The following is a 23,457-nucleotide window of genomic DNA, read 5'->3' as shown; positions in this document are numbered from 1 at the left end:
GGATGTGTATAAGGGACAGACGTACCGTTGCTCGGTGCCGCGATCCACGAGGACGAACACGGGTGGTTTGTCTTGGTCATACGTTCCGCGTCCACGTCGTGAGAGGCCGCGAGAGCGCGACCAGCGGTCGCGCTCGCGGCCTTTCAAGCCGGCAGAGACGTAGAACTCGTCAATTTCAACCGGGCCACGGAGATCGAGTGACGGCGCGTCGAGCGCTTCGGTGAAGCGCTCGACACGCCTGTGGATCGTTTTGTAGGTGACATCGATTTCGCACTGTAGTTGCCTGAGACTGGTGTTAAACCGCAAAAACGCGTAGATCGAGAACAACCATCTGCGGAGTGCGATCTTCGAGTGAGCGAAGATTGTGCCGGTCTTATCGTTGAACGTGCGGTCGCAATCCTTACAGAGATACCGCTGAAAGTGCCCGTAGCTGCCGTTTCTGACCGTTCGGTCAGAACGGCAGCGAGGACAGGAAACGCCGTCACGCCAGCGAACCTGCTGTAACAGGTCCGCTGCGACCGATTCCGACCCAAACGCATCTAGCGGAATCATCCGTGTCGGACACCGCTGACGCGGTGTCCTTGTCCTCTTCGACACGACAGCGACAGCTCGCCAGTATCAACAATCTCCTACAGAAGAGCGTACTGTAAGAATCTTCTTTGGAGTCACGTTAGTTCATTTCCTGACAACAATATTAAAGCCACCAGACACGGTTGAAATCTCCTTCGTCTGTACTGACCGTAGGGGAGACATTACATCTCACTTTCTAAGGATTTCAACAGAGCCGAATTATCACCAGAATTGGCCCAGTTAATTTCAAATCACGTCGAGAAGGTAGTGGTATACGCAAAACCGTAGTAATCCCCATTTGTTTAAATTGACATCGCGTCCTCGAAAACATGAGCGAAAACGGACCCTCAGACGCAGCGATCTACGCCCGGGTCTCGACATCGGATCAGGACGTATCTCGGCAGCTCGACGAGGCGCACGAACATTTGGAACGTCTCGGTGTGGAAGACATCAAGGAGTATCCAGAGATCGTCTCCGGCGCTGCCGACACCGACACTCGCGAGGTCTACAACCAACTCCTCGACGACGTCAAAACGGGACGGTTCGATCTCGTGGTCGTTCACGAAATCAGTCGGCTCTCTCGGCTCGGTCCGACTGAGATTCATGAGTTCATCCAACACTGCTTGGAACATGACACCGGCGTTGAGGCTCTCGACGTCGGCCTGAAGATCCACGTTGACGACGGGGAGCTCCAGCAGACGATATACAGCATGGTCGCTCGGTTGATGGGCGACCTCGCCCAGATAGAACACCAACAAAAACTCCAGCGAATCCGGTCGGGCGTCCGCGCCGCACAGTCCGCCGGAAAGTGGACTGAGAGACCGCCTGCGGGGTTCGCCGTCGAAGATGGGTACCTCCGCGTTGATCCGGCCGAGTTCCTACACGTCCGGGAGGCCCTCGCTCGTGTTGACCGCGGTGAGTCGTTCGCGACTGTCACCGACGACACCGGCATCGCTGAGTCGACGCTCCGAAGTCTCCACCAAGGTCGGCGCGACCTCTACCTCGGCGGCGAAGCCGAAGACGACCGTATCGACGAGGCGCTCACCGATGTCCGCCCGCTGGAGGATGTGCGGACCGAGGATCCCGCTCTCGAAGAGCTGCGCGAACGTGTTAAGCGGCTGGAGGAGGCCACAGACATCGACAACCGCTAGCGCTTCCACTCCTCCCTCTCGTCTCAGTTCCGACACACAAGCGAGCGTGAACCGCCTTGGAGTCAAACTCTAGGGCACTCGGGCTGCTCCGCCTGTAGACCTGCGTGATCGTAGGCTCAACGGTTGTGCTTCTATCGTATCGAGGGGCCTATGTCTCTACTTTCCCAATCTTCGGTCGCGTCGCAAATTCATTTAGAATACATTTCGCCCCGTTTCATTTGACGGGGTGTCTCTCTCGGATGTACTTGTCAGTTATACCCTCTATAGAAACTCAAAACAGACGTTTGGCTGGTGGGTTGCTGCCAACCATGTCGTCTTCATCACTCGCCTAAAGACGAGTGTATTCGCCTTACCGTCTTTGTAATACCTCTCGGCGTGCGTTTTGGAGCTGATAACGGACGCCGACCGCACGGTCGGGGCCGCGAACTGGACGCCAGCGGCTCCCGCGCTTCACGAGCGCGACACCCGGCGGAACAGGGCGAGCCCGATCACGGCGAGGAGGAGGGCGGCGAGTAGTCCGCCGAGTCCGACGAGGTCGACACCGCCAGGCTCCTCCGTGGGAACCCCCTCCTCGGCGTCGTCGCCGAGTTCAGTCGTCGGCGCGGAGCCGTCCGCTTGCGGGGGGCCGCTCCCCGCCGTGGATTCCCGCGCGTCGCCGTTTGCCGAGTCGCCGACGGTCAGGGTCCCGACCGGCGTCCCGTCGACCGCGAGCTCGTACGTCCCGGCGGTCTCGACGGTCCCGCGGAGCGCGACCGTCGCCGTCTCGTTCGGCGCGAGCGCCACGGTCTCGTTCCCGATCGGGTCGCCGTCGGCGGTGAGCGTCACTGCGCGCTCGCCGGCCGCGCCGCCCCCGTTCCGCACGGTCGCCCGGACGGTCACCACCTCTCCGAGCTCGGCCACCTCTGACCCGACCGTCGCGTCGGTCACGTCGAACTGAGGCGCGTGCGCCGCGACCGCGAAGGTCGAGAACTCCGTGGTCGTCGCGCGGAAGTGGACGCGGTCCGCCGAGACCCCCCGCATCCGGGTCGGGTCGTCAACGACAGCGGTCGGTTTTTCCGCCCACTCGCCCGCGTCGGTCTGGCGGTAGAGGGTCACGGCCTCGGGTTCGGCTCCGATCGCGTTGAGGTAATTCCGGTCGGCGCTGAACCAGATCGTCATCTCGTCGACCTCGTCGGGCGCGAAGTCGTGGTCCACGGAGAGGTACGAGATCGGGCGCGGGCTCGTCGGCGCGGCGAGTGCGCTCCCGTTCGCGACTGGGTTGGGACTGCCGACCGCGTTCACCTCGACGCTCTCGGTCCGGACGCCACTCAGGTCGAGCCAGTCGAGAGTGACGTTCCCGCCCGTGAGGTGCATCCCGTCGGCCTTGAACCGAACCGAGCCCCCGCGAGCGACATCGGTCGCGCGGAACCCGCGGCTGGTCTCGCTCGGAGACGTGACCGTCATGCTCGGGTCGCCGCCGTCGGTCCCCCCGGCAAACCCGTCCGTCGCGGGCGACGGGTCGGCCACATTCTCGGGCTCCGCGAGCTCCGCCTCGATCGAGAACTCGTCGGCGCCTAGTCGCGCCCCGGCGGTCGCGCCGCGCGTGTTGAGTGCGAGGCCGACTGTGACCGTCTCGTTCGGCGCCAGCGTGACGCTGCTCTCGTTGCCCTCGATTGACTCCCCGTCGGCGACGAAAGTGACGGACTCGTTCGGGTGCGCGATCCAGACCCGCGTGAACTGCTCACCTGTGTACGTGATAGTGAACACCTCGTCGATCGTCCCGGTTGCCCCGACGTTGACGCCCTCAAAAGATGGATCCTGGATATTCGGGTTCGACGCCGACACGTCGACCGTAATCTCGTCGTCGTCGTTCAGGTAGGCGTATTGTCCATTCCCATTCGGGCCGTCGGCGGGTTGGACCGCAAGGTCGCCGTCGGCGATGGTGTCGGCCGGGCCGTCAACCACCGCCGCGCCCGTGGTGAAGATTAGCGAACCCGCCGCTACGAGCAGCAGGATGAGAGTCAGGGTGCGGCGGGCGGTCGACATCGCTGTATCTAGGTGCCTTTATAGCTCAGATGTCTTGATAACGCGGTGCCTGAAACAACCGAAGGGGTTGCTTGAAACTGGTACGAGTCGAACTCGTGACCAGAGAGAATATCCGAATCAATAGGAACATACAACCAGATGATTATTTATTAGATCAACAAGTACTATTCTTCCCCATCGTCTCCATCCTCTTTTTCTGACGCACACACGATCATGAACCTCCGAGTTGTTGTGTCGCCAGCAAGTTGTGTGGTAACATTGCTTCCGCTCACTGTTACCGACAACTCGATCGCTTGGCTTTCACTCGGTGTACATACTACTGTGCCCTGAATCGTCCCGCTTTTACCAGGTGAGATGTCGGTCGGTGTTGTTAACTCACTAATCGTGAAATCACCATCCTTGATGGTAATGTCTGTTACATCGATACTGTGCGGGAGTCGATTCGTTATATATACCAAATCAATCGTTGTGCCATTTTTGACGGTCAAGTCGTTAGACTCGTAGCCAATATACGCGCTCTCGTCATTTTCGACACCGATAGACACACCACGGTCCGCGGATAGAGCTGTGAATCCGCCCGACCCAACCATGATCCCTGTAATTGAGACAAGTAGTAGGAGCAGGCTAAGTGTTTTCAGTTTGCTCATGATTCAATAATAACGGGACTCATAGGACTCAACACTTCGCGTTCAAGACGTACGCTGGTGAACGCGCCGGTGCCGACCGCCGCCGAGGTGCCTGCCGTCGCTGCACCGAGTGTAGTGATTAGCTTTCGTCGATTCATATTCTGTCCTTGTGGCGAAGCCCACCGGCGGAATCGAACCGCCGTCCCGCACCAGCGTGGAATCAGGCCGCGCTCATGTCAACAGTGTAGATACTCAGTTGCCTGAGCCAGTTGCGGTAATCGTGAGAGTCCCCGAAAGATCGACACCCGCCTTCGCTGCATCTGAAGCAATATTTCCTGGAATGTCGTAACGACCAGTGTCGATAAAAATCGCAACGCCTGCGCGCTCTCCGACCCCTAGTGAGACTGTAGCCGGCTTTCTCACAGGACTGCTGACCGGCGGTTCATTTGAGGGCCTGCCATCAACTGAAACGCTGGTGTCGTCATCAGCAACCAACAGGGTATCCCGGTCCTCACGCCCCCCGTCCGGGGTCATCTGCATTGCTAACAAACAGTTGTTCGCGGCCCCGTCGTAGCTCATCGTGACCTGCTGCGTCTGCGTGCCTTGATTCACGATATTGAACGCAGGGTCGTTGTATGCCCCTCTCGATTCGGTCCTGAGTACATCTGGCCCGGAAAAGTTTCCAAACGTCCCGATTTGAACACGTGCGTTAGCGTTGACTCCAGTTGCTGGCCCTGCTCCAAAATCTATCACCAACTGTCCAGAGTCATTTTGTCGCACGATTTCACCGTCGGTCTCGTCCCGAAGTGCGAGGAGTGCGTTCGTGTCGTCTGCGACGCTAACGCTCACCGACCGGCCAGCGGAGACACTCGTGAACGCGCCAGTGCCGACCGCCGCCGATGTGCCTACTGCTGCCGTGCCGAGCGTGGCAAGGAGTTTTCGTCGGTTCATATTTGATTGCCGCTCCGAAGACCCACCGGCGGAATCGAACCGCCGTTACGCGGGTGAGGCCCGCGCCGCGACCGTAAAAGGCCGCGTGCCGTCGTGGGATAGAGACCGCAGACTCGTCGCTACTTAGCTGGTCGAGTAGGTTTCACCGATACCCAGTGCCACGGGGTTCGCAGAGGTTTGCGCAACGCCGCCGCCACCGTCGGTGATGTAGACCTCGTTGACTTGGAACTCGGAGGGCGCACCACTAAGATCCGAGTTATCATCAGCTGCGACCTTCGACCAATTGATCTCAAGTTCGTACCCGTCGCCGTTGGAATTCTGGACCGTAGATGCGTTGAACCCGTCGAGCTCCTCCTCGGTGGTGTCTCTCCGGTCGTTATTCCCATTGGTGCCGACGTTCCGGCGGAGGTACCCACCATCGGTGGCCTCGCCCGACCGCAGGCCCGTTCCGGACCCTGCATAGCCGAGTCGCATATCGTCGTTCGGGTTCTCGCCGAAGCCGTCCGAACTGATGTCAAGATTGGCCTCGACCACGAATCCAGTGGTGTTCGCCGGGAAGTCACCGCTGACGATGCTGTCGTTGACGTTGATCGTGATCGTGGTGGTCGCGCCGTCGTCGACCTCCGCGGTGACCAGCGAGTCCGGTCCGCTGGTCCCAGTCCCGGGTTCGGGGTCGCTCGCGATCTCGTCGATCTCGTATTGGCCCCGGACTTGACCAGGATTGTCGAGGTCTCTCACGGCGACGGCGTTGAACGTCAGCGTGCCGCTGAAGTCTTCGAGCGACGTAGCGTCCTCACCTTTCAGGCGGAAGATGACACCGATATCCTCCATCGTCTCGCCGACGCGGACGAGGGCAAGGTTCCCCGACGAAGGGTCGAACGAGTCCTGGTTTAGCGACGTGCTGTTACCATTGGCGGCGACGCTACCGTCGTCGGTATAAATACTCATGAACTCAGGCAGGCCCGTCACGCCGACGATCAAGTCCTGCGTGCCCTGGTTTCGGACCTGCAGAATGTCGCGGATGGTTGTCTCCGCGTTCCGGTTTAGCCCGCCGCCACCAACGTCGGTCTCGCTGAAGTCAAGTTCAACTGTCCCGTCACTACTCACCGAGGCGTACTCGTTCCCGTTCGGAGTTGCCTGTGGTTCGATAGCCAGAAGCGCGTCCGAGTCGTCGGCCACATCAACAGATACGCTCCTGTCTGCGCTCACGCTCGTGAACGCACCAGTACCAACCGCAGCTGCCGATCCACTTGCGAGCGCTCCGAGTCCAGCGAGGAACTTGCGACGTTTTGCCATTATTGTAGGTCTCCGTGCGCCTGCTGTGACGCACTTGATTCACTACATGGTCGCACCCCATATCGTATTGAGCCGCGTGAATGCCTTCAGATGTGAAATGAAAACTGTTCAGGCAGATGTTGACTGGTTCAAGCGGAGTCTGTAGTTGTTCTGGAAGCACCTAGATTAGTTCAAGCAAAGCCTGAAAATGGGTCTAATAGCTCAGACAGAGTTCAGGCTATCCCTGAATGGGCTCAATGGCGCAGATAATACGTGTTATTCGAATACGTGGGACCGGAAATGTACCGACCGGTTACCGGTCGGTGTTCTCGGAGTCAAAAGAGGAGTCCATATCCGTCTACCCATCCGTTTGTCTTCGAGGTCCGCCTCAACCCACAAGCAAAGTAAATTTTGACGACGTTCCGAACAGAGCGAGCCGTCATCTGGTTGGACTGCGCTGAGGGTGTCATAGAATAGTTCACATACCTGCTGTATAGCGATCTCTATCAAGAGTAGTTCTCGTTTTCGACACTATTGTTCGAACTCAACTAGGTGATCGTTCTCTCACGGTGCCCGTAACAACCATTCTATGCTACCCTCTAACGTACAAAAAACAGGGTTTATCTGAACAGAAATTTTTTCGCGGCTCCGATTCTTATGTAGTATAGTATTGATTAGAAGTAGTTACTCACTTCAGGAATAGAAAGTTGGTCGAGAGCGGTATCAATCGCTGTTGTCAGCTCGTCGAGTGAGTCGAAGAAGCGGTTGCTCAGAGTCGCTTGCAGCTGTCTCCAGCACTCCTCAACAGGGTTCAACTCCGGCGAGTACGACGGGAGCGTCACGAAGGCGAGGTCGTCACGGGCCGCTAGGTCCATGACGGTCGACGCCTGGAAGTACGGGGCTCCGTCCAACACGACGATCAAATTATCTTCGAATTCTTGGCATAACGCCAAAATGAAATGTTTCGCGTGTTCAGCGGTCACGTACTCTTCAAATCGGGAGAAGAAGCGATCACCGTCCTCGGTGATCGCGCCCAGCAAGCACGTCCAATCACGCTGTCCTGAGAGTTCGACGGAGGGGCGCGTGCCGCGCGGAAACCACGCGGCACGCGGCTCGACTTGCACGGATTTCTTGGTTTGATCGATACAGACTACCGTGGCGTCCATCTCCCGCCGCTTTTTTTGAGTTCGTCGTAGAACGCTTCTTGCTCATTTTCGTCAGCCTCGGCGGCTTTCCGGCGTGGTTTCTGATAGCTCAATCCCGCCTCTTTCAGCAACCGCCGGCAGCTCGGGATTGAGTACTCCACGTCGTAGGTTTCTTCGAGATACTCTTGAACGAGCGCCGGCGTCCACGCCGGCGCGTCGATGCCGACTTCGCTCGGTGGGTCGTGCACGGTGTCTTCGAATTCTTCTTGCTGGGTATCTGAGAGTTTCCGCTTCCTTCCAGTTCGCTTATCGTCAGAAACAGCCTGCTCAGGCGACTCGTCGGTGTCGAGTCGCGTGAGCCAGTTGTAGATCGTCCGCCGCTGAACGTCGTACCACTCGGCTAACTCGGTCTGCGTCACACCGTTCTTGTACGAGATCGCCGCTAGGAGCCGTTGTGTCGGCTTCTTTCCGTCCACGTTGTCGAGGGCGTCTTGCAGTTCCTCGACGGAGAGCTCGTCGAGATGATCCACTATCTCGTGCAACAGTCTTTGAGCAAAAAGCTCTAACGGTTACTATAGCTAGCGAGTGAACCGGTACACATGTACACTCAGTCTGACAGCTGACTCACCGCAGAACGGTTGAACCAATCACTGTATCTGAGACTAGCTCCCTCAATACATAGGCCGCAGGCACAATCTGTTCACTTATAATAAGTATTACTCGGACCGCTTGAACTCAAAGCGTGCCCCGCCATCGGTTCCGTCTGTCACCGAAACCGTCCAGCCGTGTGCCTTCGCAATATCGGCCACGATGGAGAGCCCGAATCCCGTTCCTCCGTCACTGGACGTGACGCCATGCTCGAACACTTCGTCCTGCTTCTCGTGGGGAATCCCGGTGCCGGTATCCTCAACGTAGAATCCATCGTCTCCGCTTAGCCCACCCACAGTTACCGTGACATCAGCCCCGCCGTGCTCGACTGCGTTCCGGAAGAGATTCTCGAAGAGTTGGGTCAACCGCCCTGCATCCCCGGTGACTGTCGGAATTCCATCTACAGGTGTAAGCGTTGCCTCCCCGGTGTCGACGTATCCCCACGCTTCCGTCGTGATACTCCCGAGGTCGATCTCTTCTGTATCCTCGATCGTCGTTTCCCCACGTGCCAGCGTCAGGAGGTCCTCGATGAGCCGTTCAATTCGGTCGTGTGTGGATTCTACTTTTTCAAAGTGCTCTGCCTTCCCGGTCTCCGCTGCGATATCGAGGAATCCCTTTGCGACGGAGAGGGGGTTCCGAAGGTCGTGGGCAACGACGCTCGCGAACTGGTCAAGTCGCTCATTCTGTCGATGTAATTCTTCCTCTCTGCTCGCTCGTGCGAGTGCTGCCTCGACAGTCGCACCAAGAATCCGGAACAGGTCGATGTCCGTCTCAGAAAAGACCTGCGTGGAAACTGACCCCGTCAATATGACCCCATACTCGCCCAGTGGAACGAGAACCTCGCTCCGAATCTCTGTGTTTGGATTGTAGGGTTGCCCCTCAGCCTGGACATCATCATATACTTGAGTTTCTCCGGACTCAAACGCGTTCCACGCAAGGCTGTCTCCAGGAGTTAATCGGGGAGACTCGCTAAACAGGTCTCGTGCTGCGGCCGTTTCCGTGATCGGAACGAGCGCGTTCTCTCGCTCGTTGTATTCCCAGATTCCGGTGACATCGAGGTCGAGTATCTCGGCCGCGGCATCGACAGCAATTGCCCCGATCTCGTCGCTCGATTCAGCGCCGCTAAGCGATTGTGCGGTGTCTTGAAGCGAGCGGAGGCGAGCTTCCAGCCGCTTCTGTTCGGTGATGTCCTCCAAGACAGCGAGGATGCTCGTAGTCTCTCCGTCAGGGCTTGTAACCGGCGCGACCGACAAGAGAAGGTCCAGTTCGTCTCCACCTTTCGTTTCTCGACGTATCTCTTTCGCCCGAATCCGCTCGCCATTCAAGACGCGCTGCTTGTGTGAGGCAAACTCTTCTTGCTGCTCGTCCGGCACGATCGGGTTGAATTCACCAACTACTTCATCTCGCGACCAGCCGAACATATTCTCGGCCTCGTCGTTCCAGCGGATGACGCTGCCATCGGTGCTGATCTCCATGACTGTGAGTGGCGTGGCCTCAATGAGTGACTCCAGCCGCTGATTCGTCGCCTTGAGTTCACGCTCTCGCTTGACTTGCTCGGTGACGTTTCGAGCGATGCCCACGACTCGAACGGTCTTGCCATCGACGACGACCGGTGCGAGGCTGGTCTCCCAGAATCGAGCATCGTCGCCGGTGTCGAGTTCCTCGCGATACGAGATTGGGGTGCCTTGTTCGACGCAGCGAGTGTAATTGCTCTCGAGTTCAGCACCCTCCTCCTCGCCGAACACCTCTCGGGGTGTCTTGCCGCGGACTTCTTCAGTCGACAGTCCGGTCTGTGTCTCGTATCCGGGGCTAACTCGGGCAAACTCGAATGACGGGTTCTCACCAGAAGTATCCGCGTCGAGTAAAAATATTGCGTCCCCGGACGTTTTGAGCAACGCCTCGTATTCCTCCGCAAGTTCTCGGTGCTGTCGACGTTCCGCTTCTCGCTCCGTGATATCCTGAACAACGCCCCGAAGTGCTGCATCACCATGCTTTGTGTTCTCAACGTATTCCCCCCACGCCCGGACGTCACGCACATCGCCGTTAGGTCGAACGATGCGGAGGTCGAGATCGTACGGTTCTCCGTCTTCGATTGCCTGATCGACCACTGCTGCAACCGTTTCTCTGTCGTCGGGGTGGTAGAAATCGATCGCGTCGTCGAGAGTTGGCTCGTAGTCCTCGTCGACACCGTGGATCTGGCGGACCCCGTCAGACCAAGTCAGTTCGCCGCTCGAGGGGATGAATTCCCAGATACCGATATCTGCGATGTCCTGAACGCGATTGAAGAGGAAGTCCTGACGTTCGAGTTTGGTACGGTCACGACGACGCGAGAGTTCGGTACTCACGAGTTGTGCTACTAGTTCGACAAACGTTTCTTCGAGTGCTCCGAATGGTGCGACTCGCGTTGTCGGACTCGAGAAATTGACCGTTCCGTAACGCGTGCCATCAACGACGAGCGGCACGCCAATGTACGATTCTAACTCGAAGTCACGGTAGGCAGGATGCGTCTCTTTCCCGTCGCTAACGGCGTCAGCGAACGAACAGACCGAATCCGTGCCGACAACTTCCGCACAGTACGTCGATTCGAGATTAAATTGATCGCCAGCTTCGATATCAGCTTCCGGTGCGTGAGTTGCTTCGACCGTGTAGTCGCTGTCCTGGATCCGCGAGACGATACCGATTTCGAGTCCGAGCGTCTTACAACCGACTTCAAGAAGATTCTGGAGGCGTGACCGGTCGCGTTAACTTAGAGGATGAGGCGCTCGACTTCAGAGTGCTTATGGCCGAAATCGAACGCCTCAGCGAACGTATCACGTGGATCGACTTGTCGTTTGTGGAGCGAGATCGAACGCCGCGCTGGGCGATTGAACTAGGGATCCGCAGTCACTTAGCCGGTATGTCACTGCGCGAGGTAAGTAAGCATCTTGAACTGTTTGGAATCAGTCGAAGTCACGTCGCGATCCACAACTGGGTTCATAAGGCCGATCTACAGCCGATCTCGACCGTCTCCGAGGATCAACTCGCGGTTGACGAAAAGATGATCCGCCTCCACGGCCAGAAGTTCTGGCTGTACGCCGCGGTTGATCCACAGACGAACGAGATCCTTCACTTGAGCCTCTATCCGACCGCAAATAAACAGACAACGCGATGGTTTCTCACCGAGCTACACCGGCGCTATCAGCTGAATAACGTCGAATTTCTCGTCGATGACGCAGACTATCTTGGATCAGTTCTTGCTGAAGACGGGTATCGATTTCAAATCATTCGACATGGAAATCGGAATGCTATCGAACGTGTCTTTTGGGAGACAGAACGACGAACATCATCATTTGCGAATAGTTTCAGCAATGTCGCGCTAGAGACAGCTCAAAACTGGCTCGAAGCCTTTGCCGTCTACCACAATTCACGCCAAACTTAACGCGACCGCGTCGAGGACGAACAGTGACCGACGAAAAGGCACCAATTTTCGAACGTGGCGACATCGTCTATAATAGTGAACTACTCCACCCTACTCGCTCACGGCTTTCGCCGTTCGGTCCTTGAGGGTGGGGCTTCTTGTTTCCACGACGCGCTTTACAAATACGGTGTACCTACAGGGGGCGTAGTCTCCAAAGGCGTTGATGGAATGTGACTTGGCGCAATTCTTTTGTGATGATACGATGTGAATCCTTGTATGGAACCGAATGCTGATCGGTCACAGATACGCTCCGCTCTCAAGGATGTGGTCTGTGCTGATCCGGACATCGTCTTCGCCGTTGTATTCGGATCACAGCTTTCGGGAACAGTAACGCACTCATCAGATTTTGATATCGCTGTCAAGTTCACAGCACACTGTTCTGAACGGGACCGATTCAAAAATCGGTGTGTACTGTCTGGTGAGCTCCAACACGAGGAGTTCCCATTCATCGACGTTTCCGATATTGACTCGCTCCCGCTGGATGTCGCACACGATGCCGTAAATGGCGAGCTACTCTGTGGCGATAAACAGGCCTTCGAGCAGTTCAAAACAGACATTGAGGCGGAATTTAACGAGCAACGTGAGACGCTTCGCCGGCACCAGCGTACGGTCATCGATCGGATAGCGGAGGATGGATTGCGTGGTTGACGAACGCGTCGTTGCGGTCAAGCTCGAACAGATCGAACAGTACTACGGCAAGCTCAACGCGAAACTTTCCCGTCGAGAGTTCCTCTCGAGTGAATCGCCTCGGAGTCAAGCCCCGAGACAGTCGCCTCGAACCGCCTGTACAGCTACGACTCGGTGGGGCGTGGTGCGTTCTCGTACTTGACCATCTTCTCAGGCTTGTCTGTGATTGTTTCGTAGATTTGTTGGAGCGTCCCTTCGGCTGCAAGGAGGTTGTGATCGTCGAGGAACTCCCGCCCTTCCGTAGTGAGGCCGTAGAATTTCCACGGGTACCCCTGTCGACGTTCGTCGGCGTCGACGGCGACCTCTTTGACGATACCAGCGTCGATCAGCTTCTGGATATGTTTGTAAACGGTGGCGTCGCTGACGCTGGGATTGAGCTCCTCAAGTTCGTACATCGATGGAAGCTGATCGGGATGTTGGAGGATGTTGTTGATAAGGGAAAATCGCGTCTGCTGGGTGACGAAGTGGACGAGTTCACGCGACTCCATCTCTTCAGCAGTCCCAAGTTCGGTGCTCATACTGTACGGTACACGACGTGGCGACAAGTAGTTTACTCTCGAGTAAATCACCCTACAACAACCCAAAGTACTTGAAAAGGTAATTTACGACATAAACTATATCTCTCTACTATGAAAACCTCACAGTATGCCTGATGAGGAGTCGCCGGTTCCTGGTGACGTTCTCAAAAGTGCCAAAGACCAGCTCAATGAGGAGGAGATATCGCTGGCTGACAACGAGGAAGTTCTCCACGCCTTAAGCGAGTTGACGCCGGCCTACGAGAACGATCGGTCGTACTTCGTCCTTGGGAACTATGATCGAGATCCGATCCGACGGCTGAACTTGGTGGTAGACCGTCTCAACCGTCGCACCGATGCGTACGCGTTCCGAATGGTCGATATTCGTGGAGAATGGGACAACAGCATCCAAAAATTCTGTCTGATTGCTGATATCGTGACGCATCTCGTCGGTGTCGCCGAGAAGGAGCCAAGTGACTTCCTCGTCGAACAGGGATTGCTCGTCGGGACGACTGAGTACTTCGCAAAAAGTCATGTTCTCAAGCGGACATACGAGGATGAGGAGTATCCGTTTGGCTGGATGCAAGACGGTGTCTTCGAACTATTTGACCAAGAGGAACGGCTCTATTGCTGGCGGACCGAGGAGGATCTCGTTGAGGTGGCGAGCAAACTACCTTGATCTTCTCGACACCGTCAAGAATATCATCGAGATAATCCAAAACCGCTGTCATACGGTGACGAGATCGTCACGGACACGAGTCTCAATCCGTGGCTTCAACGAGTCTTTCGTCACGAGGTCGACCTCAATACCAAGCTCCTCCGCCAGTTCGTTTTCCAATCGAACGAAATCGAATAACGTTACTGGCTTGTCGAACGCGACAAGTATATCGAGATCACTATCGAATTCTTGTTCACCACGCGCATACGATCCGAAGATACCCAACTCGCTGATCGGATACTCCTGCTCAAGTTTCGGCTTGAGCTGCGCGAGTCGAGTTGAGATGTCTTCGGTTGCCATAGGGTACCTACGATTGTGCTGGGTAATTACGTTTTGGCAACAAATGACTCTCCGAACTTGAAGTCGAAGTGATCGCCCGCCGGGACGAACTCCGTGGTGACCCTGATGATTTCCTCGTCGTCGAATGTAAGGACTGGCACCAAGTCCCGGTCCAGCGGGACGCCGTCGAAGCAGTCGCACTGCGAGCCGCGCTCACGCGAGCAATGCCCGTCCTCGCTGTCGCCCGCCGCGTAACCGAGAGTGCGTGGCAGTTAGCGCAATTGCTCGACGTGCGGATTATGACCGAGCAGGATCTCGACAAAGGCCGACTCCCACCGCTGACCGAACGCCGGCCGCCGAGTGGAACGCTCCACGTACGGCGGGAACCGTTCATCCATGACATGCGTGACCGGCTCCCGCTTCTGGTTCACCGTCGAAGCGGGCTCGATATCGAAGCCCCTGTCTTCCACATAACGGATCACGGTCCGTGTTACGTACCGGACCGAAAAGGCAACGACGAGTACGTCAACGCCGCCGACAGCGACTACGAGTTCGGCTAGGTACGGTGCTAGAGGGGGTATACGACCGTTCGTAGGGTATCCTGAATATGCCTCCTTACGGTCACACAAATCTGACCATCATGATACTTATACATTACAAGCGCATACAAACACATACAGTTGGACTCATGCCCATCGATCTTCGAAGACACGACCCGGACGACACGATCAATATCCGCCCGGGCACAAACAAAGCCGCAATCGTCAAACTTCTCTATCGGAATACAAACCTTGCGTACACGCCAGCAGAGATACAAAACGCACTTGATCTGCCGCGCGGCACCACGTCGACGACGCTATCTCGCCTCCATGATGACGGGCTGATTGGCAAAACGAATGATGGTCTCTACCACGGACTTGAGCGACGGGATGACGTGAGGCGGTTCGCACGGAGCCTCGTTCAACTTGACGAGATGGCGGATCGGTACCCAGAGCCGGGTCTCACTCCAGATGACGTTGAACAAACTGGTGCGGGCGCACGAAGAGAGATCCCACGTGATCGCGCTGACACCGAAGAGAATCAGTCCGGGGAGGAACCAGCACCCGCGGACTGGGTCAACAGCACCGCTGCTCCTTCAACGACGGAGAGTAACACTGAGGCTGACTCAGCGTCCGGTGACAGAGAGTAACACGATAGGATTAGGCCACATACCCTTCACATGACGTACTACTACCCGCAGGGCAGTCTCGTGTTTGCGGCGGATCCAACCGGGGCACATAGCAATCCGCGCCCAGTAATCGTGATATCCGATGCTGATCGGCCGTACGTTGAGCAAGAAGCCACGGTTGTATGCCTGACCACACAGGCCGAGTACTCATAGGAGGTTACGGAGAATCAAGGAGAAAGCCTCGCGCTTCAGCGCGGGGATGAATCCGACAATTCTCTACAGCAACCACGAACTTCTGGCCGGGTGTTTTAATTGAGTGGTCGTCGTATTGATAGTCATCCGAGGCGGTCCATCCGCCCACTTAATCGGACAATATCGGGATTCCCGACCACACACACAGAAAGTACCCCTTTCTGTTGTAGTGTTCGGGTACAATAAGAAGTACCTCTGAATCCCATGCCGGGATAGGAGTAACGGCTGATTGGCACAGCCAGTAGCCGTCACCGGGACAGCTACAAACCATAAACACCCCAAACCAGCGGTGCGGGGCCGTGGGAATCTTCGCCCTTCAGGGCGGAGAGGATGTCAAACGGTTGCCCGACGGCGTACTTGAAGGGGTAGAGCTGCGGAAGACGAGTTATGTGATGCCGTGGGCGATTTATACGATTCCACTATCGTCGATCCGGGATAATCTCCCGTCTGGGACCCTCACTGATGAGGGAATACAGCTTATTGCGGATGTGATTGATCAGATGGTCCGACCATAGGTAACGACACCCTCGATTTCACGGACGAAATTGACACCGTGGGAACCCCCGACGGCGAGGAGCCGGACCACGATCCAACAACGGCCGCTGGCTCGAGAGTCGGGTCGCCGAGACACTCGAGCAGTGGGGGTACAAGACGGCCCGCAACGAGTACTGTTTCGGGCTCGAAACCGACGTGATCGCCCGCCGGGGTGAGCTCCGTGGTGACCCTGACGATTTCCTCGTCGTCGAGTGTAAAGACTGGCACCAAGTCCCGGTCCAGCGGGACACCGTCGAAACAGTCGCGCTGCGGGCCGCACTCGCGCGAGCAATGCCCGTCCTCGCTGTCTCCCGCCGCGCCAGTGCGAGTGCGTGGCGGTTAGCTGAAGCGGTAGCGCGGAGTCCCCTTCCTCAAGGAGCGACCGAAGGGAGCGAGTAGGGAGGGGTAGTTGACACTGCCTGTACAGTTCACTTAAACGGGTTATCAGCGGTCTCCAACCGCGTGATGCTGTCGATCACATCAAAGTCATCGTCAAACGAATACAGGTACTCGATATTCACCCGCTGCATATAGGCGACGATGGTCGCGTCTCCGAACGCGAGCCCTTCATACGTCTCGAAGAGTTCCACTGCGCGATGGAAGTCTGTCTGGGCGGAGTGGACGAGTTCGAAACCGGCCGAATTTGAGAGCCGATTGCGGAGATCAACTGCGATGTCGTGGCGCTGTCGCTCGTGAATCCAGTTCAGCGATTCCAACAACAAATAGTTCGTGACCCGGGCAGTGGGAAGGTCACCTCGATCGATTGCCCGGACGATCCCTGCTGCCAGTTCGTGGCGACTGTCGGGACTTGTGTCCTTGTAGTCGATGAGGATGTTCGAATCGATGAGAGCGATCGGCATCTAGGCGTCCTCGGTGAACGCGGGGTCGTCCTCGTACCCGGCGAGGTCGTGGGTTTCGAGGCTATCACCACCCATCGGGGCCTGAAGATCGTCATCTTCGAACGCACCGTAGCGCTGTCGGACAACCTCAACCGTGAGATCCCCGCTGTCGGTGACGGTCCAGCGGAGCTTATCGCCGGCCTCAATATCAAGCCGCCGGCGGAGCGCTGCGGGGATCGTGACCATCCCTTGATCGCTGACTTTGGTTTCTTCAGGCGGACCGTCGGCTGCCATACGCGGCAGTACACGCCTTGTCGTGTTACATGTTGCGCCACATGTCCAATCGGGTAGCACCGCTTTCGTGTAGCCTATCGATCGCGTTCGCTCGCACGACGTGTTCTTGACATCCTTCTTCGCCTGAAGACGGAGGATTCCGTCCCGGATCGCAACGGGAACAGCGCATACGTCGACGCTCCCGACAGCGACTACGACTTCGAGTCAAGAAACTATTCCTTGAAGTAGGAATTATATCTGTGGCCTCGAAAAGATACGTATGCCCGACACAGCGTCCACAGACGGACCCCCCTCTTTCGATGACCCGTTTAGCGGGGACGACGTCGAACAGCGAATCTATGGAACTCTCCTCCAGACTCGGGAACCAGCGACAGCGAGAGCTATCGCCGAGCGAGTAGAGTGCGACCCGAAAACCGCCCGGAAGTATCTCAGCTGGTTCGCGGATCTCGGGATCGCTACACGCCATGACGGTCATCCGACCACCTATGAACGCAACGATGCATATTTTGAGTGGCGACGCATCAACCAGCTCGCTGTAGACCACTCGGTGGAAGAACTACAGGAACGCGTTCGTGATCTGACAGCACAAATTACTGAGTACGAGGATGCGTACGATGCCGCAACACCGGCTACGGTTGATGCCGTAGCTATCACGGAGACGAATGAGGAGCAAACGATCGACGCCGTGTATAGTGACCTCGCAGACTGGGCAACCGCACGAGAAGAACGGGAACGCTACGAACGCGCTCGCCAGCAACGTGCTGGCGCCGACGGCGAACAGGCTTCTGGGTAGCTCGCTCGATGGTGCCGCCAACAGGCGACGGTGGGAGCCCTGCTCCCATCGATCGCCCAATCCTCAAGTTCCTCCAGACGCGTCTCCAAGCGACACAGCAAGTCGAACAAGCGGCTATCACGGACGCCAGCGGTCATCTTGAACTGCAGGTCTCATTCACATCGTCGTACTATCCAGCGACCGTCAGCGAGGCGACCTTGACTGTTCGCTGGTACACAAACAACGACTTCAAGATTCAGTATCGAGAGAAAGAGTCCGAGAGCGCCTGGGAATGCCGGTGGGACCGCCACCTGAATCCTCACAACACACGAAACCACTTCCATCCCCCGCCCGCCGCCCCGACGCCCGGTAACGACGCCTCTTGGCCGACCGACCATCGCGACGTGCTGTCGCTCGTCCTCAACGAAATCGAAGAGCGGATCTCGGCTCTCTGGAACGACTAGTGAGTGCTCCGCTACGCATTGGCAGTGGCGCTATCGGCGTCGTCGCGATCGATGAGCGGGTAGTCGATGTGAACCTCGATCCGATCGAACGGGACGACGGGTTGGATCGCGCCGCCGGGGCCGCCCGCTTCAAGGGTGAGGATACCCAGCACTTCGAGCTACTTCAACTCCAAGTGGACATCGGACACGTCGCGATCAACGAGGCGGGCCGCCTCGCGCATGCTCTCAGGGGTTCCTTCCGCGATCGCTCGGATGAGCTCAAGACGGAGTGGGGTGAGACTGTCAACGAAGTCGTCGTAGGTTCCGAACTGGAGTGTCGCGGTTCCATCCTGACTGTCGAGATCGTCGGCATCGACATCCCGGGCGAACTGGAGCGCATCTTGGCGGAGCTGTTCTTGGTCGCCGACGGTGGTGTGGAGCGTGGTCATGGCGGGGTATCAGTGGGTGGAGTCGTCGCTATCACCTTCCTCAAGGAGGAAATTCTCGACCGTCTCAAACTTGTTAGTGCTGTAGATCGGGATTCCTGAAACGACAATTCCCCGGACGTCTTCTGTGTACGTGGGAATCGCGTGGACCGTTTCAACGTCGATGTCGTAAGCATATCTGTTCCCGTCGAATTCGGCGTCTTCGAGATCGCGACCAACAGCGTTCGCCTCTCGTTGGTTTGGGCCTCGATCCTTCGTCGTGAGCACCCAGAGGTCACTGTCGCTACGCCGATCGGCTTCGCCGCGCGCCACACTTCCGTACAGGACGATCCCGATGACGCCGTCGAGTGAGACGGACACGTCGAGCGTGGCCCGCACGAGACATCGAATATCTACGAGAGGTGTCGCCAGATAGTCGTAGGGTCGGCGTCGTTCAGTTCGGCATTGGTCTCCATCTTTCGGAGTTCTGTGACACACCGCTTTGCGACGAGCGGGTAGACATCGGTGGGCGTGAATTCAAAATTGAGCCGCATGATCTCTTGCCAGTGTTCGGCCCAGATATCCTCGACGACACGGGGATACAAGTCTTCCACGAGGTGAAGTCCGAACTCACGACCCTCTTCGATAACGAGTGATCGAACCATCTTTCGGATCCGGGCAGACGTACAGTACATCGCGACGAGCTGTTCAGCACCCGTCTCTGCGTCATCCGGATCGCGACCGAACTGTTCGCGATTCAATTCCTCGAAGGCCTCGCGGACCACTTTCACGCGGCGGTCTTGGCTGTCACTCCGGACGACGACGCCCTCCGCACGGACATCACCGGTCAGCGACGACTGTGAAACAGTATAGCTCTCTGGATCAAACTCGATCGCCTCGTCGATGATCGTCGCGGAAACGAACGCGCGATCAGGCGACACACTCTCGATCCGGATCCGATCGAAGACGGACCAAGCTTCCTTGATCGAGAAGAATCCCTCGAAGGTTTCAGCGTACGGACTGCCCGGTGGCGTCATCGAGTCAATAGCCGCATAGGGAAGGACATCAAAGCCGACAAGAGCGGGAAGGTCGCGTTCGGTGTATCCGTAGTCTAGCGTCGAGTACACCAAGTTCTCTGCGTACACGATGAGCGGGCCACCGTGTTCATCGTGGGCTCGACGGAGGGCGTCTACGTCGATCCCGTCGCGGAGACAACGAACGGCGCGGTGGAGCGCCCCGTCAACATTCTCGAGATCATCACGATGACAGCCCATGATGGAGCGCCGCGTTCCGAAGACGAGACTTCCGTCTCCGTCGGCGGCATTTGTCACAGGATCTGGATAGGATGATGCGTGACGCTCGTCATAGAGCGTAAAGCGGAACGAGCTCCCGTCGAACTTCTCGAGGGCCACCAAATCCTCGGCATCGAAGAACGACTCTGGAACGACGGGATGATCGTATCGTGGAATTTTGGGGTAGACTTTCATCGGCTAGTAGCAGAATGGTGTGAAGGGTCAGGAATCACCGTTCGGTGGCGACTCAACGCCCTCCCACGTCCGAACGGCGTCGCCGACGACCGTCCGAAACTCATCGACCGGCGTGGTACGGACACTGGAAGGCATCGGACCATAATCGTCCCACTCCGCAGTGTAGCGGACGACTCGCGATCGAAGACGACCGTCCCCCGAGTCCGGATCGTACGTTTCGAAGATGTGGTGGACACCGACCACGAGTACCTCTCCGAGTTCGTCGTGCTGGTAGATTGTGTTTTCAGTGAGGTTCATATGCGTTCAACGTGCTCATTCGAGCTCTGCATCCGGCCGGTCGATATCGGTTTCCAAGTCGGCGAGATCGCGTTCGAGTCGATCGATGTGCGTTTCGAGGTCCTCGACGCTCATCAGAGCGAGACGAAGGAACGCGTCGTCCCGCTCCGGCATCAACGGAAGCTGACTCGTCGATGTTGGCGGATCGTCCGACTGTCGTGCGCGTTTGCGGACGAGTTCTTCACGAGCGCTGCGCAGTTCTCGACGGATGAGTTCATCGTCGTCCATAGGTTGGCACACACCGGATTACAGCCCGCTACGGCCCCGAAAGGGCGGTCGCACGGACCGTCTCACCGAGCGTGTGGCTTTCCGACTACCGCTTGGAGATTCATGATAGCGTGTGCCGAGACCTACGATAAATACTTTCTGTGGAGTACAGAGACCACCGGTACAGCATCAGCTCCATCGGCGCCAGTTACGGAGAATCAAGGAGAAAGCCTCGCGCTTCAGCGCGGGGATGAATCCGACAATTCTCTACAGCAGCCACGAACTTCTGGCCGGGTGTTTTAATTGAGTGGTCGTCGTATTGATAGTCATCCGAGGCGGTTCATCCGCCCACTTAATCGGACAATGTCGGGATTCCCGACCACACACAGAAAGAACCCCTTTCTGTTGTAGTGTTCGGGTACAGTACGAAGTACCTCTGAATCCCATGCCGGGATAGGAGTAACGGCTGGTTGGCACAGCCAGTAGCCGTCACCGGGACAGCTACAAACCGTAACCATCCCAACCCAGCGGTGCGGGGCCGTGGGAATCTTCGCGCTTCAGGGCGGAGAGGATGTCAAAGTTGATCTCGCTGCTTGGACAGAAAGGAAACGAGATCGTCAACTGCATCTACTGGCAGTTCTTCTTGTCGAAAGACACCTTTGAACGAGTCTTTGAACCCATCCTGTTGGAGTTGATCCAGCACCATCTCGATCTGTCTCTTGAGCTTCTCGGGGTCGCCACGATGGACGTGTCGTTCAATACGGTTGAAGTCCGCACGCAAGCTGATCACGACCAGATCACGGGTATCGGCTTTCCGGCCGCTGTGGAGTTTCATCGCGAACAGCAGTGCCGGTTCCGGGATTCGCCCGTCGAGGCCTTCGGCGACATCGAGTGATTCGATCGTACTGTGTTCGTGGAGATGGCGGTATGACCACTCTGCGTCCGTCTGTCGACATCCCATCGCATCCACGAGTGCCTCGAACTTGACTTTGTTCTCTCCGACCGATTTCGCGTACTGGATCATTCGACCGTCATACTCGTTCGAGACATCCTGTTCGAACTGTTTCTCGTATCCGAGATCACGAAGGAGGGTATCGTAGTCGTCGAGTACAGTGTCCGGGATCACGGTGTCGATATCGGTCGTGAATCGTGTTTGGAACGCGGAAACAGCCCAGCCGCCAACGAGAACGTACGGCAGATCGGCATCCTGTACCGCGCGGTGTGTGTCGATGAGTTCGGATTGGCGCTCGGGGAGACTCATTTTATTTCGCGCTCGTCGTATTGTGGTGCACCGCGTCGATGTCCCTGTCGTACTTGTCGGCGATGATCTCCAAAGCGGGTTCGTACGCGGGGCGATTCTCCACCATCTGGTTGATGGCGTCGTCCAACGGGATGACGGGGTTACCGTCGACCCACTCGGCGTCGATAGCATTAGTCTTCGGGTACAACACATAGTGGACATCTCCATTGACGTCGCTAGCGTCCGGGCGCTCGTTGATCGTCGCATCGACGCCCCACAGTTGGAAGAACGCAATCCACCGTTCGACATCACGGTCGTGTACTTCGATGAATACCGGATAGTCGTCGTGGCTCCGCGCAATCTGGTAGCCGCCATGCGTCCAGACATACGCCGCGTCAATTTCCGTGTACACAAACTCCATCCCAGCGAAGTGGGGAATGATGTACGCGTCCTCTTGCGAGATGGTGTCGCGGCTGTACAACGCAGCCATCATCTCGGCGTACTGCTGGCGCATCTCGTGGTCGACAATCTGAATTCCATTATCGGTTTTAGCGATAATATCTGCGTTATTCAACCGCTCAATCCAGTCGTACACCCATGAGTACGAGATGTCAATCTTGCTCGCGATGCGATTGATAGAATCGCCACGCTGAGCTGCCAAGACAATCTTCGCAGCTGTGGAATCCATTAATTCGATCATTGCTACATGGCCTCTTCTCTGTCTGGCCAGGCTTGTTCGTAGTTATCTCTATAGCGATATCAATATATAAGACTCCCGCCTAGCCGGCTAAGTGTGGGGGCTACCTACTCAACTGCGTCACGGTCACTGCTTCGGTGACGCAGTAGCCGAATTGACCGATAGCAAGCGGAAGCCTCGTCCTTCACAGTAGGTACCGAAGTAGCTCATACCAAGTCAGAAGGGTGTCAACCGTAAACGACCACGGGTCGGGTGACCCGTGGCTTTTGTTGTTCCCTCAGCCTACGTCGATAGCACTCCACGCGACGCGATGTCGCGGGATGAGGATGGGCGATTTACTGAACGCCCCGACCCAGACAGGCTCACCTTCCGAACAAACCGTTGGGTTTTGCGAGTCCGGTAATTAACCGATTCAACGTCTACTCCAGCGTGTTTCGCCCACGCTCGCCACGCCACGTTCACGCTCGCGTTCCGGTCAGCATGGTCTTGCTGAACTTCACACGAATCAGTCGTACATCGGAACCGCCGGCCCTGACGGTATCCCCGATGACCACAACACGAACACGCCTTCGAATTGTACGGCGACCCGACCGTCTCACACGGAATCTGGTTCCATGTCGCTTTATATCGAACCTGTTGCTCGAACTTGTGGAACGGCAGTTTGTGCAGACGACGATTCATATACGTGCCGTACTTGATTTCGAGGAGGATGTCAC

25 protein-coding genes and 4 pseudogenes are annotated in these 23,457 nt (G+C 57.0%); 10 read left to right on the top strand and 19 right to left on the bottom strand.

The genetic code is table 11. The features are described from left to right. The coding region (locus AMR74_RS17205) for a transposase-like zinc-binding domain-containing protein (RefSeq protein ID WP_139042988.1) at nucleotides 1-552 on the bottom strand (552 nt) is incomplete at its 3' end. Between the two features lie 347 nt (nucleotides 553-899). Between AMR74_RS17205 and AMR74_RS10255 the strand changes: the two genes are divergently transcribed. Then, a complete protein-coding gene (locus AMR74_RS10255; RefSeq protein WP_053771956.1) occupies nucleotides 900-1,721 on the top strand; it encodes a recombinase family protein in 822 nt (273 codons plus the stop codon). Nucleotides 1,722-2,171: 450 nt separating this feature from the next. Here the strand turns inward: AMR74_RS10255 and AMR74_RS10250 are convergent, their stop codons facing one another. The 6 genes and pseudogenes from AMR74_RS10250 to AMR74_RS10230 all read right to left on the bottom strand — a co-directional run. Next, complete coding sequence (locus AMR74_RS10250) at nucleotides 2,172-3,746, bottom strand: CARDB domain-containing protein (RefSeq protein ID WP_053771955.1); 1,575 nt, start codon at nucleotides 3,744-3,746, stop codon at nucleotides 2,172-2,174. A gap of 164 nt (nucleotides 3,747-3,910) precedes the next feature. Then, nucleotides 3,911-4,393 (bottom strand): hypothetical protein, encoded by a 483-nt coding sequence (locus tag AMR74_RS18490; RefSeq protein WP_137707428.1) that lies wholly within the window; start codon nucleotides 4,391-4,393, stop codon nucleotides 3,911-3,913. A gap of 231 nt (nucleotides 4,394-4,624) precedes the next feature. Next, a complete protein-coding gene (locus tag AMR74_RS18485; RefSeq protein WP_137707429.1) occupies nucleotides 4,625-5,323 on the bottom strand; it encodes a hypothetical protein in 699 nt (232 codons plus the stop codon). 123 nt (nucleotides 5,324-5,446) lie between these two features. Further along, a complete protein-coding gene (locus AMR74_RS10245; protein WP_137707430.1) occupies nucleotides 5,447-6,619 on the bottom strand; it encodes a hypothetical protein in 1,173 nt (390 codons plus the stop codon). A 653-nt stretch (nucleotides 6,620-7,272) separates the two neighbouring features. Continuing rightward, a protein-coding gene (locus AMR74_RS18200) for an IS630 family transposase (protein WP_139042987.1) occupies nucleotides 7,273-8,273 on the bottom strand; the annotation gives its coding sequence in 2 pieces (ribosomal slippage) (nucleotides 7,273-7,781 and nucleotides 7,781-8,273; 1,002 coding nt in all). 186 nt (nucleotides 8,274-8,459) lie between these two features. Then, nucleotides 8,460-11,208: pseudogene (locus AMR74_RS10230) on the bottom strand (PAS domain S-box protein); the annotation flags it as partial. Between AMR74_RS10230 and AMR74_RS17200 the strand changes: the two are divergent. Both AMR74_RS17200 and AMR74_RS17195 read left to right on the top strand, forming a co-directional pair. Beyond that, the gene (locus AMR74_RS17200; RefSeq protein ID WP_077152283.1) at nucleotides 11,171-11,809 is read left to right on the top strand and encodes an IS6 family transposase; all 639 of its coding nucleotides are present in this window, start codon (nucleotides 11,171-11,173) and stop codon (nucleotides 11,807-11,809) included. The pseudogene AMR74_RS10230 and the gene AMR74_RS17200 sit on opposite strands and share 38 nt — an antisense overlap. Before the next feature lie 255 nt (nucleotides 11,810-12,064). After that, nucleotides 12,065-12,496, top strand: a complete 432-nt coding sequence (locus tag AMR74_RS17195; protein ID WP_137704645.1) for a nucleotidyltransferase domain-containing protein — start codon at nucleotides 12,065-12,067, stop codon at nucleotides 12,494-12,496. A gap of 143 nt (nucleotides 12,497-12,639) precedes the next feature. On the opposite strand, the gene AMR74_RS10225 is transcribed toward AMR74_RS17195, so the two are convergent. Next, on the bottom strand, nucleotides 12,640-13,053 hold the full coding sequence (locus AMR74_RS10225) for a helix-turn-helix transcriptional regulator (RefSeq protein ID WP_053771951.1): 414 nt from the start codon (nucleotides 13,051-13,053) through the stop codon (nucleotides 12,640-12,642). Between the two features lie 127 nt (nucleotides 13,054-13,180). Between AMR74_RS10225 and AMR74_RS10220 the strand changes: the two genes are divergently transcribed. Beyond that, nucleotides 13,181-13,729, top strand: a complete 549-nt coding sequence (locus tag AMR74_RS10220; protein ID WP_053771950.1) for a hypothetical protein — start codon at nucleotides 13,181-13,183, stop codon at nucleotides 13,727-13,729. A gap of 48 nt (nucleotides 13,730-13,777) precedes the next feature. On the opposite strand, the gene AMR74_RS10215 is transcribed toward AMR74_RS10220, so the two are convergent. After that, nucleotides 13,778-14,068: a nucleotidyltransferase family protein gene (locus AMR74_RS10215; protein WP_053771949.1), complete on the bottom strand. Its 291-nt coding sequence runs from the start codon at nucleotides 14,066-14,068 to the stop codon at nucleotides 13,778-13,780. A 68-nt stretch (nucleotides 14,069-14,136) separates the two neighbouring features. On the opposite strand from AMR74_RS10215, the gene AMR74_RS19400 reads away from it, so the two are divergent. From AMR74_RS19400 to AMR74_RS19565, 4 genes and pseudogenes are all read left to right on the top strand, one after another. Next, complete coding sequence (locus AMR74_RS19400) at nucleotides 14,137-14,607, top strand: hypothetical protein (RefSeq protein ID WP_158293567.1); 471 nt, start codon at nucleotides 14,137-14,139, stop codon at nucleotides 14,605-14,607. Between the two features lie 128 nt (nucleotides 14,608-14,735). Beyond that, entirely contained in the window at nucleotides 14,736-15,236 is a 501-nt protein-coding gene (locus AMR74_RS18195) for a MarR family transcriptional regulator (RefSeq protein ID WP_199241387.1), read from the top strand. 530 nt (nucleotides 15,237-15,766) lie between these two features. Next, a complete protein-coding gene (locus AMR74_RS19120; RefSeq protein ID WP_167551898.1) occupies nucleotides 15,767-15,982 on the top strand; it encodes a hypothetical protein in 216 nt (71 codons plus the stop codon). A 139-nt stretch (nucleotides 15,983-16,121) separates the two neighbouring features. Continuing rightward, nucleotides 16,122-16,400, top strand: a pseudogene (locus AMR74_RS19565) (hypothetical protein); the annotation flags it as partial. A 29-nt stretch (nucleotides 16,401-16,429) separates the two neighbouring features. On the opposite strand, the gene AMR74_RS10205 reads toward AMR74_RS19565, so the two are convergent. Together AMR74_RS10205 and AMR74_RS10200 are read right to left on the bottom strand one after the other, a co-directional pair. Beyond that, nucleotides 16,430-16,861: a type II toxin-antitoxin system VapC family toxin gene (locus AMR74_RS10205; protein WP_053771947.1), complete on the bottom strand. Its 432-nt coding sequence runs from the start codon at nucleotides 16,859-16,861 to the stop codon at nucleotides 16,430-16,432. Beyond that, entirely contained in the window at nucleotides 16,862-17,134 is a 273-nt protein-coding gene (locus AMR74_RS10200; RefSeq protein WP_053771946.1) for an AbrB/MazE/SpoVT family DNA-binding domain-containing protein, read from the bottom strand. Nucleotides 17,135-17,393: 259 nt separating this feature from the next. Between AMR74_RS10200 and AMR74_RS17190 the strand changes: the two genes are divergently transcribed. Together AMR74_RS17190 and AMR74_RS17185 are read left to right on the top strand one after the other, a co-directional pair. Then, nucleotides 17,394-17,927, top strand: a complete 534-nt coding sequence (locus AMR74_RS17190) for a DUF7342 family protein (RefSeq protein ID WP_077152282.1) — start codon at nucleotides 17,394-17,396, stop codon at nucleotides 17,925-17,927. A gap of 8 nt (nucleotides 17,928-17,935) precedes the next feature. Beyond that, a complete protein-coding gene (locus AMR74_RS17185; RefSeq protein WP_082356863.1) occupies nucleotides 17,936-18,370 on the top strand; it encodes a hypothetical protein in 435 nt (144 codons plus the stop codon). Nucleotides 18,371-18,381: 11 nt separating this feature from the next. Here the strand turns inward: AMR74_RS17185 and AMR74_RS19875 are convergent. From AMR74_RS19875 to AMR74_RS17180, 8 genes and pseudogenes are all read right to left on the bottom strand, one after another. Next, nucleotides 18,382-18,798: pseudogene (locus AMR74_RS19875) on the bottom strand (HVO_A0114 family putative DNA-binding protein). A 9-nt stretch (nucleotides 18,799-18,807) separates the two neighbouring features. After that, a complete protein-coding gene (locus AMR74_RS10190; RefSeq protein ID WP_167551908.1) occupies nucleotides 18,808-19,155 on the bottom strand; it encodes a nucleotidyltransferase domain-containing protein in 348 nt (115 codons plus the stop codon). Nucleotides 19,156-19,187: 32 nt separating this feature from the next. Beyond that, nucleotides 19,188-20,261, bottom strand: a complete 1,074-nt coding sequence (locus tag AMR74_RS18475) for an RNA ligase family protein (protein ID WP_053771945.1) — start codon at nucleotides 20,259-20,261, stop codon at nucleotides 19,188-19,190. 27 nt (nucleotides 20,262-20,288) lie between these two features. Further along, nucleotides 20,289-20,558 carry a hypothetical protein gene (locus AMR74_RS10180; protein ID WP_053771944.1) on the bottom strand — a complete coding sequence of 90 codons (270 nt, stop codon included), beginning with the start codon at nucleotides 20,556-20,558 and terminating at the stop codon, nucleotides 20,289-20,291. Nucleotides 20,559-20,573: 15 nt separating this feature from the next. After that, nucleotides 20,574-20,825 carry a hypothetical protein gene (locus AMR74_RS10175; RefSeq protein ID WP_053771943.1) on the bottom strand — a complete coding sequence of 84 codons (252 nt, stop codon included), beginning with the start codon at nucleotides 20,823-20,825 and terminating at the stop codon, nucleotides 20,574-20,576. Between the two features lie 553 nt (nucleotides 20,826-21,378). Beyond that, nucleotides 21,379-22,065, bottom strand: a complete 687-nt coding sequence (locus tag AMR74_RS10170; RefSeq protein ID WP_053771942.1) for a hypothetical protein — start codon at nucleotides 22,063-22,065, stop codon at nucleotides 21,379-21,381. Nucleotide 22,066: 1 nt separating this feature from the next. Beyond that, nucleotides 22,067-22,732: a helix-turn-helix domain-containing protein gene (locus AMR74_RS10165; RefSeq protein WP_082356866.1), complete on the bottom strand. Its 666-nt coding sequence runs from the start codon at nucleotides 22,730-22,732 to the stop codon at nucleotides 22,067-22,069. 291 nt (nucleotides 22,733-23,023) lie between these two features. Beyond that, a pseudogene (locus AMR74_RS17180) lies at nucleotides 23,024-23,443 on the bottom strand (zinc ribbon domain-containing protein); the annotation flags it as partial. Between the last annotated feature and the right edge of the window lie 14 nt (nucleotides 23,444-23,457).

This window comes from Halorubrum tropicale, from assembly GCF_001280455.1.
Lineage (GTDB): Archaea > Halobacteriota > Halobacteria > Halobacteriales > Haloferacaceae > Halorubrum > Halorubrum tropicale.
This window is presented reverse-complemented; position numbering and strand designations above follow the sequence as displayed.

Bases quoted from the DNA above. Each gene is read 5' to 3' on its own strand.
- AMR74_RS10255 (WP_053771956.1), top strand. From the start codon at position 900: ATGAGCGAAAACGGACCCTCAGACGCAGCGATCTACGCCCGGGTCTCG.
- AMR74_RS17195 (WP_137704645.1), top strand. From the start codon at position 12,065: ATGGAACCGAATGCTGATCGGTCACAGATACGCTCCGCTCTCAAGGAT.
- AMR74_RS18195 (WP_199241387.1), top strand. From the start codon at position 14,736: ATGCCCATCGATCTTCGAAGACACGACCCGGACGACACGATCAATATC.
- AMR74_RS10220 (WP_053771950.1), top strand. From the start codon at position 13,181: ATGCCTGATGAGGAGTCGCCGGTTCCTGGTGACGTTCTCAAAAGTGCC.
- AMR74_RS10180 (WP_053771944.1), bottom strand. From the start codon at position 20,558: ATGAACCTCACTGAAAACACAATCTACCAGCACGACGAACTCGGAGAG.
- AMR74_RS18490 (WP_137707428.1), bottom strand. From the start codon at position 4,393: ATGAGCAAACTGAAAACACTTAGCCTGCTCCTACTACTTGTCTCAATT.
- AMR74_RS10165 (WP_082356866.1), bottom strand. From the start codon at position 22,732: ATGGATTCCACAGCTGCGAAGATTGTCTTGGCAGCTCAGCGTGGCGAT.
- AMR74_RS10250 (WP_053771955.1), bottom strand. From the start codon at position 3,746: ATGTCGACCGCCCGCCGCACCCTGACTCTCATCCTGCTGCTCGTAGCG.
- AMR74_RS10225 (WP_053771951.1), bottom strand. From the start codon at position 13,053: ATGAGCACCGAACTTGGGACTGCTGAAGAGATGGAGTCGCGTGAACTC.
- AMR74_RS10205 (WP_053771947.1), bottom strand. From the start codon at position 16,861: ATGCCGATCGCTCTCATCGATTCGAACATCCTCATCGACTACAAGGAC.
- AMR74_RS18475 (WP_053771945.1), bottom strand. From the start codon at position 20,261: ATGAAAGTCTACCCCAAAATTCCACGATACGATCATCCCGTCGTTCCA.
- AMR74_RS10200 (WP_053771946.1), bottom strand. From the start codon at position 17,134: ATGGCAGCCGACGGTCCGCCTGAAGAAACCAAAGTCAGCGATCAAGGG.
- AMR74_RS17190 (WP_077152282.1), top strand. From the start codon at position 17,394: ATGCCCGACACAGCGTCCACAGACGGACCCCCCTCTTTCGATGACCCG.
- AMR74_RS18485 (WP_137707429.1), bottom strand. From the start codon at position 5,323: ATGAACCGACGAAAACTCCTTGCCACGCTCGGCACGGCAGCAGTAGGC.
- AMR74_RS10215 (WP_053771949.1), bottom strand. From the start codon at position 14,068: ATGGCAACCGAAGACATCTCAACTCGACTCGCGCAGCTCAAGCCGAAA.
- AMR74_RS10245 (WP_137707430.1), bottom strand. From the start codon at position 6,619: ATGGCAAAACGTCGCAAGTTCCTCGCTGGACTCGGAGCGCTCGCAAGT.
- AMR74_RS10175 (WP_053771943.1), bottom strand. From the start codon at position 20,825: ATGGACGACGATGAACTCATCCGTCGAGAACTGCGCAGCGCTCGTGAA.
- AMR74_RS17185 (WP_082356863.1), top strand. From the start codon at position 17,936: ATGGTGCCGCCAACAGGCGACGGTGGGAGCCCTGCTCCCATCGATCGC.
- AMR74_RS17200 (WP_077152283.1), top strand. From the start codon at position 11,171: ATGGCCGAAATCGAACGCCTCAGCGAACGTATCACGTGGATCGACTTG.
- AMR74_RS10170 (WP_053771942.1), bottom strand. From the start codon at position 22,065: ATGAGTCTCCCCGAGCGCCAATCCGAACTCATCGACACACACCGCGCG.